This window comes from Corallococcus praedator (assembly GCF_003612125.1).
Taxonomy (GTDB): domain Bacteria; phylum Myxococcota; class Myxococcia; order Myxococcales; family Myxococcaceae; genus Corallococcus; species Corallococcus praedator.
Map to the genome: position 1 here is coordinate 1 of NZ_RAWI01000462.1, position 6,693 is coordinate 6,693.

A 6,693-nucleotide genomic window follows, 5' to 3' on the forward strand; every position below is an offset into this window, starting at 1 on the left:
CCGCCGGTGGCCGAGGACTTCCCGGACGCCACCCGACCCCTGTCCCAGGAGGAGCTCCCCGTGCCCTGGACCCCCGGTGGCGCGGGCGAAGCCACCGAGGCCCTGGAGGCCGCGAAAATCTTCGGCGCCCTGTCGCGCACGACGGGCAACATGCCCGCCTACCTCTCGGAGAAGTCCACCCCCTACGTCGCGCCCAAGGAGGCCCCGCGCAAGGCGGCCCCCATCGTGGACGAGCGGCCCAACGAGACCCGCCCGATTCCGGTGCGCACCAAGACGCGCGAAACGCTCCCCGGCGTGAACATGGACATCTCCACCGCGCTGAAGATCGCGGAGGAGCTGAAGGAGCGCGAGCGCGCGCAGGCGGAAGCCAGGCGCAAGGCCCCGAAGAAGCCGGCCAAGGTCGTCCACTTCAACCTTCCCCGCCTCATGTGGCCCCTGCCGTCGCGCTACCGCTTCTGGGCCATGCTCGCGGCGGTGGTGGCCGTGGCGCTCATCGTGGGCTTCGGCGTGATGTGGCTCTTCATGGGCGGGTCCGGCGGCGAGTGAGCGTCAGTCCGCGCTGGGCAGCCGGTACTGCACGCCCAGGGACACGGTGGCGGTGCTGAGCCAGTTGCTCGTGAAGCCGTCGCCGAACTCCTCCTCGTTGTCGTCCGACGTGCCGCGCGCGCCGCCGCCCAGGTAGCGCAGGTTGAGGAACACCTCCACCTGGTCGGTGACCCGCACGCCGCCGCGCAGGCTGGCGTCCAGCAGCGCCCCCACGGTGCCGGAGTCATCATCGCCGTTGATGAGCGCCACCGGCGCATAGCTGCCATCCGCCTCCAGCCCCACCCACCAGTTCTCGCTGAGCGCCCACCGCGCGCGCACCTTGAGCAGCGGCACCGGCCCCACGTCCCGGTTGGCCCGGCGCAGCGTCCCGTCCGCCGACGTGAAGACGAACGTCGCGTTGCGAAGCTGCAGCGACGCGCCCACCGACAGCTCGCGCTCGGGGCCGCCCAGCAGGTCATAGAGGTAGCTGGCCCGGTAGAACGGGAACGCGTAGCGCACGTCCAGCGGCGTGTTCTCCGGGAAGGTGAGCCCGTCCAGCGTGACGTCCCGCCGCAGCACCACCTGCGTCTGGATGTCCAACGGCTGCACCAGGAACACCAGGGTGTGCCGCCCGCGCAGGGACAGCTCCGCGCTCAGGCGCACGAAGGTGTAGAGGTTGTCCTGCCCCCCATCCTCCGGGAACCGGAAGATGCTGCCGTCGCTGCCCTGGCGCAGGCTGTGCGACAGCACGTCCAGGAAGCCCAGCTCCGCCACCGCGCGCCACTCCACGCGAGGCTCCTCTTTCCGCGCCGACACCGGAACGTCGACCGGAGCGGAAGCCTCGTCCGCGCGGGCCACGCCCATGAATCCGAAGAGGCACGACACGACGCCTGCGACGACATGAACCCGGTGCACCATCCGCCTCCTGGGGAAGCCAGGCCTCCCTGCCAGGAATCAGACACGACGCGCACGGCGAAGGGTCACCCGTGGGGGGTGACTGTTTACTCCGCGCGCAAGGACGTGTCAGCCGCCGGTCAGTGGCAGGGCGGGCAGCGTGGGCGGCTCCAGCGGGAGGAAGATCCAGAAGACGGTGCCGCCGGTGTCGGGCACGTCCAGCCCCAGCGTCCCCAGGTGCGAATCGACGATGCGCCTCACGACGGCGAGCCCCAGCCCGGTGCCCTGGGCCTTGGTGGTGAAGAAGGGCTCGAAGATGCGCGTGCGCAGCTCCACCGGGATGCCCGGGCCGGTGTCGATGATCTCCACCTGAACGCCGGGCCGGTCCACCCACGCCTTCCGGGCCACCACCCGCAGCGTGCCGCCCTGGGGCATGGCCTGTACGGCATTGAGGGCCAGGTTGAGGAAGGCCTGACGGATGAGCCGCTCGTCCACCGTCACCGACGGCACGTCCTCCTCCATCACCCACTCCACGCGCACCGGCGGCGGTGGCTGGCCGTGGCTGCCCGCGTCCGACAACGCGCCGCCCACCGCCTCCTCCAGGAGCTGCGTCACCGACACGGCATACAGGTGCGGCGACGGAGGCCGGGCGAAGGTGAGCAGGTCCGCGACGATGCGGTTGAGCCGGTCCGCCTCCTCTCCCACGATGTCCACCAGCGGCGTCGCCGGACTCTCCGGGCCGATGATGCGGCGGATGGTGGCCACCGAATTGAAGATGGCGCCCAGCGGGTTTCGCACCTCGTGCGCCATCACCGCGGACAGCTCACCCAGCGCGGCCAGCCGCTCGCGGTGCACCAGCTGCTCCTGCGCGCGTCTGAGCTCCTCGTAGCTCTTCTTCAAATCCTCCACCAGCCGAGCCCCCTCCAGCGCCAGCGAGAGCTGGTTGGCGATGGCGTCCGCCCGCTCCAGCTCCGCGGGGGTGAAGCGGCGGGGCCGCCGCGTCTCCACCATCACCGCCACGCCCACCATCTGCTCATGCACGGCGAGCGGCAGCACCATGTACGCCACGCCCTCCGCGGCCCGGCGCAGCTCGTCGTCCAGCCGCCCGTCCACGCGCGCGTCCTCCACCCGGAGCGGCTGGCGCGTGCGGAACACCTCGGCCGCCAGGGAATGCAGGGACATGTCCAACGGCAGGTCCCGGCCCACCAGCTCCGGGTGCCCGCCCGTCGCCGCGCGGATGGCCAGCCGTTCACCCTTCGCATCCGGCAGCAGCACGTACGCGTCCGGCACGTCCACGATGCGCGCCAGGCTGGTGACGCCCGTGGCCAGCAGCCGGTCCAGCTCCAGCGTGGCCGCCAGCGCCTTGCCCACCTCGTGCATCAGCGCCAGGTCCTCCGCCCGTCCGCGCACCTCGTCCAGCAGCCGGTGGGATTCGATGGCCGCCGCGAAGTGCGTGCCCATGGCCTGGAGCGTCTCCAGCTCCAGCGCGGTGAGCCGCCGCCGCGCGTGGAACAGCACGCTCAACGTGCCCACGCCGCGCGAGCGCACCCGCAGCGGCACCGTCACCAGCGTCTGGAAGGCCAGGGCCCGGAGCGCGTCGCGCGTGGGCGCGGGGCAGCCCTCCGCGTCCAGCACCTGCACCGCGTCGCTCATCCCGCTCGGACGGGGCAGCGACCCCATGCGCGCGCGGCGCACCCGGGCCACCGCGTCCTCCGACAGGCCGCGCGCGTAGACCAGCTCCAGCGGTTCGCCCGGCTGGTGACGCGTGTCCGCCGGCAGCAGCAGGCACACCGCGTCGCAGGCCAGGAGGCCGGCGATCTCCTCCGTGCCTGAACCGAAGAAGGCCCGGGGGTGCGGCGCGGACGCCGCCTGGGACGCCAGCCGCCCCAGCGCGGTGAGCGCCGTGGCGCGCACGCTCAGCCGCTGGATGGTGCGTGCCGCGTCCAGCGCGGAGGACACCTGCTGCCCGAACAGCCGCACGGAGGCCACGTCCTCCTCGCTCAGCCAGTCCGCCGCCAGCACCAGCATCGCCAGGGGCGCGTTCTCCACGTCGATGCGCACCCCCACGCCCCGGTGCGGCTCCACGCGCTGGAACACCGCCAGCACCGCGTCCATGCGCGACTCCGGCACGAACCGCGACGCCTCCATGCCCAGGTCCTCCACCCACGCGTTCCCGTCGCGCCAGGTGCGCACCAGCGCCGGGGCCCAGCCGCCCATCGCCTCCACCGGCACCCGTCCGCCCAGCGCCGGCGCATGGGGCACGAGCTTGGGCGACAGCCCCGCCATCGACAGCTCCACCCCCACGCCCCGGGGCGTCAACCACGCGAAGCCCAGCTCCAGCGCCTCCAGCCCGCGGAACACCTCCTCGCGCACCGCGTCCTCGTCATGCAGCGCGCGCACCTGTGCGCCCAGCTCCGCCAGCTTTCGCAGCACCGTGCGCCGGCGCACGCGGGACGTCACATCGCGCGCCTGCACCACCCAATCCCTGGCATGCGGATGCACCGTCAATTCCACGCGCATCCCGCCGCCCGACGTCCGCAGCCAGCCCTCGGAGGTGCCCGCCACCGGCGCGGTCGCCAGCCGCTGCGCCAGCCGGTCCGTCGGCGCGTCAGCCCGGGGCTCCTCCAGCAGCGCCGTCACCGACTGGCCCACCAGCTCCTCACGCGTCGCGCCCACGAGCCGCGCCAGCGCGGCGTTCGCGTACACGAGCACGCTGTCCCGGAGCACGAACATGCCCAGGGGCATGTCGTCGAGGAGGCGGTACTCCGCCTCCGGCTCCTCAGGGACCGTCCCCACCCGACGGTTCATGCGCTCAGTGCCTCTCACGAGCGCCACGTTCGCACCCCTGGGACGCCGGGTGAAGCCACCCCCGCGTCGCACCGCCCACCAGCGCACACCTCGCGCTCGACGCGGCACGGCAACCCCGCCGCCTTCCCATACGCCAGACGTCACATTTCAGCCTTGACGTCGCCAAACCCAGAGTCCGTGTGACATTGACAGCAGGTGTGAAGGTATTTAGAACCATGAATCATGAATACGCGGCTTGAGTCGGGCTCCAGGGGCTTCCTGGGAGCACTCGAGGTTCGCGGCCATCCAGGGGGAACTGTCTTGAGCCTGCCCCGCACGACTTCCGGCGTCATCGTCCAGCAGCAGGACGGAGCCTTCTTCCTGATGGACACCGAAGGCGGAGAGGTCTTCCGCGTGAATGAGACGGCCGCGCGCATCTTCGAGCTGTGCCAGAGCGGCACGTCGCTCGACGGCGCCGTGCAATCCCTGGCCCGGGGCCTGGACGCGGTGGACCAGGAGGACGACATCCGCGCGGACGTCCAGCGCACCGTGGTGCAGTTCCAGGAGCTGGGGCTCTGCGAGCCCTCCCCCGTCTGAACGCCTGAAACATTGAACCCAGACATCACGTCGTAGAGCCCCCTCCCGGGAGGGTCGGGCGAAGCCATGCCCTGGCTCCAGGTTTCGTGTGCGCCCTGACGTCGGGGCGCCCGCGAATCCACCCGTGAGACATGTGTTTCACGGGTGGGTGGAGCGCGAAGGAAGACGACAGGGAATGTCAGACCCCCTGTTCACACTCCTCGGCGCTTCACGGCAGCAGTCGTTCCGCAGCAAATCCAGCCAAGGAGCATCACCATGTACACCCAGGCCCAGATCGTTCGCGTCGCCGCGTCGTCCGACAAGTGCACCTGCTCCGGCGGCATGACGGTGCTCACCACCGACGTGGCGGAGTAGTTCCGTCCCGTCGTCTCGCTTCAACCGGCCCAAGTCAGGCCGGGTAGCAACACCTCGCTGTTCCACAACCCCACACCCCAACGAAGGAGCATCACCATGTACAACCAGGCCCAGATCGTTCGCGTTTCCGCGTCGTCCGACAAGTGCACCTGCTCGGGCGGCATGACCGTCATCGTGCGCAACGACGCGCTCTCCCAGGCGGAGTAGTGCCATTTCAGCCGGGTGGAGGCCGTCTGCCTCCACCCGGTTGTCTTTTTCAATCCCTGACGCCCGCCATGTCTCCCGCCCCGCTCCCATTGCTGCTCTTCACCCAGGCGGAGGTCGGAGGATGCGCGCTCTTTCGCGTCGTGTCCGTGGAGGTCGCGGTGTGTCCCGGCCGGGGACGGCTGTGGCTGGACGCGTCCCGGGGCCATGTCTTCACGCCCGTCTGGCAGCGGCACGCACAGCACCTCGCGGCGCTGGGACGGGCGCACTACGCGCTGCCGTGGGAGGAGACGGACCTGCGGGTGTCACCGCGCGGCAAGGCCCTGACGTTGGATGGGCGCAGCGCGTCGTTGCCGTTGTTCGTCGCCTGGGTGGCGCTCCTGAGCGGCCGCCCGCTGCCGTCGCCCTTCCTGGGCACGGGGGTGGCGCTGGAGGAGCACGGTGAGCGGCTCGCACCCGCGCCGCGCGAGTTCCTCCAGGGAAAGCTGGGCGTGGCCCAGACCTATGTGCAGCAGGTGTTTCCCCAGGCGGGGAGGGTGGCCGTGTACGTGCCGGAGGGCAGCGGTTTCGACGCGAAGGGCCTGACGGCGCTGGACGTGCGGCCGGTCCCCACGCTCACGCGGGCGGTGTCGGAGGTGCTGGGGTTGGAGCCGCGCGCGGGCGCGGCGGCCGTGACGAAGCCGGGGGCCGCATGATCCGCCAGGGCGTGCGTGCCGTCCGGGAGATGTATGGGTTGACGAAGGGGCTGGGCAACCTGCGGGTGATGCTCGGCTCGGGGCTGGTGGGGATGGTGGCCGCGGGCCTGCTCAATCCGGTGATGCCTTTGTATCTGCGCTCGCGCGGGCTGGGCTTCCAGGAGATTGGACTGCTCTACACGGTGGGCTCGTTGCTGCCCATCTTCGTGCAGCCGGTGTTGGGAGCCTTGTCAGACCGCCATGGCAGAAAGCCATTCGTGGTGGGCCTTTCGCTCATCACGTCGCTGATGGTGCCCGCGGTGGCCCTCGTGGATGATCCGAAGCCGCTCGCCGCGGTGATGATTTTAAAGATGCTCCTGTCGCGCAGCGCGGCGCCCGTGTCCAACGCGATGGTGGCGGACTTCGCTCCCACGAAGCAGCGCGCCACCATCTTCGCCATGCTGGATGCCACCTCGAACCTGGTGTTCGTGGCGGCGCTGTTCGCCTCCTCCGCGGTCATCCGCACGCTGTCGGTGAGCGGAACGTTCTTCCTCGCGGGCGCCCTGTTCCTGGTGGGCAGCCTGCTGCTGCTGGCGCTGGATGACTCGCGGGCGGCGCCCCGCGCGCAAGCGGAGGCCGGCGGGGTGCGGGCGGGCTG

The 6,693-nt window shown here is 71.0% G+C and carries 6 protein-coding genes; 4 read left to right on the forward strand and 2 right to left on the reverse strand.

The annotated features are described in order from the left end of the window. Positions 1-546: hypothetical protein (locus D7Y13_RS46030; RefSeq protein WP_158626183.1), on the forward strand; the 546-nt coding region annotated here is incomplete at its 5' end. Between the two features lie 3 nt (positions 547-549). Here the strand turns inward: D7Y13_RS46030 and D7Y13_RS36090 are convergent. Further along, positions 550-1,443, reverse strand: a complete 894-nt coding sequence (locus D7Y13_RS36090) for an outer membrane protein (RefSeq protein WP_233595884.1) — start codon at positions 1,441-1,443, stop codon at positions 550-552. A gap of 105 nt (positions 1,444-1,548) precedes the next feature. After that, positions 1,549-4,215, reverse strand: a complete 2,667-nt coding sequence (locus D7Y13_RS36095) for an ATP-binding protein (protein ID WP_199732922.1) — start codon at positions 4,213-4,215, stop codon at positions 1,549-1,551. A 312-nt stretch (positions 4,216-4,527) separates the two neighbouring features. Here D7Y13_RS36095 and D7Y13_RS36100 point away from each other — a divergent pair, with 312 nt between their 5' ends. The 3 genes from D7Y13_RS36100 to D7Y13_RS36110 form a co-directional block, all read left to right on the forward strand. Continuing rightward, positions 4,528-4,803 carry a PqqD family protein gene (locus D7Y13_RS36100; protein ID WP_158620469.1) on the forward strand — a complete coding sequence of 92 codons (276 nt, stop codon included), beginning with the start codon at positions 4,528-4,530 and terminating at the stop codon, positions 4,801-4,803. A 629-nt stretch (positions 4,804-5,432) separates the two neighbouring features. After that, on the forward strand, positions 5,433-6,056 hold the full coding sequence (locus D7Y13_RS36105; protein ID WP_147444478.1) for a hypothetical protein: 624 nt from the start codon (positions 5,433-5,435) through the stop codon (positions 6,054-6,056). Beyond that, a partial coding sequence (locus D7Y13_RS36110) for an MFS transporter (RefSeq protein WP_147452574.1) occupies positions 6,053-6,693 on the forward strand: 641 nt, incomplete at its 3' end. The genes D7Y13_RS36105 and D7Y13_RS36110, both read left to right, overlap by 4 nt.